1 protein-coding gene is annotated in these 1,092 nt (G+C 75.1%); it reads left to right on the forward strand.

Annotated features, from left to right (window positions below; all coding sequences use genetic code 11):
- A partial coding sequence (locus ACM2XV_RS15520) for an aminotransferase-like domain-containing protein (RefSeq protein ID WP_487027603.1) occupies positions 1 to 1,092 on the forward strand: 1,092 nt, incomplete at both ends.

Here is a 1,092-nt window from a genome sequence, read left to right on the forward strand (position 1 = left end):
GTCCCGGCGGCACGCTGATCGGATTCATGCACGCGTCGCTGCCTGCCACGCGGATGCTGCCGGGGGCGCTCGACGACTCGCTGCTCGCGGCCTACCGCAGCCACTTCGCCTCCCTCGGCTATGACGGCGTGGGGCAGCCTGAGCTGCGCGCCGCGATCGCCGACTGGTACGGCCGGCGCGGTCTGCCGACCGACCCCGAGCAGATCGTCGTGACGACGGGCTCGCAGAGCGCCATCTACCTGGCGGCGAAGGCGCTCGTCGCGCGCGGCGACCGGGTCTGGGCCGAGAGCCCCTCGTACCCCAATGCCTATGACGCGCTGCGCGAGGTCGGCGCCCGGCTGATCACGACGCCCGTCACCGTCGAAGACGGGTGGGACATGCCCGCGCTCGAGGCCGCCTTCCAGCGCTCCGCCCCGACCGTGGCCTACACGATGCCCGACTTCCAGAACCCGACCGGCCGCTCGATGTCGGTGGAGGACCGCGAGCGCCTGCTCGAGGCCGCGGCCGCCACCGGCACCGTGGTGCTCGCCGACGAGGCGACCGCCGAACTCGACATCGACCGCGGCGAGGCGCTGCCCCCGCTCGGCACCCTCGCCGACGCGCACGGAGCCGAGGTGGTGCACCTCGGCTCGGCGAGCAAGCAGCTCTGGGGCGGCCTGCGCATCGGCTGGCTGCGAGCCGCGCCGCAGCTCGCCCGCCGCATCGCGGCACTGCGCGGGTCGACCGACCTCGCCGTGCCCGTCTTCGAGCAGCTCGTCGTCACCCGGCTGCTGCCGCACTCGGCCGAGATCGCCGAGGAGCGGCGCGAGCAGCTGCGCGCAGGGCGTGAGACGGCACGCGCAGCGATCGCCGAGCTGCTGCCCGACTGGACCTTCCCGCCGCGGCTCGAGGGCGGGCTCGCGGCATGGGTGAACCTCGGTGCGCCCGTCAGCTCGCAGCTCGCTCTCGCCGCGCACGGCCGTGGGCTGCTCGTCGCCGCGGGGCCGCGCTTCGGCATCGACGGCGCCTTCGAGCGGCACCTGCGCGTGCCGATCGCCGCCGACCCCGACAACCTGCGCCGGGGGCTCGAGGTGCTCGCCGAGCTGTGGCCGT

Source organism: Gryllotalpicola sp. CP2-P1, assembly GCF_057512245.1.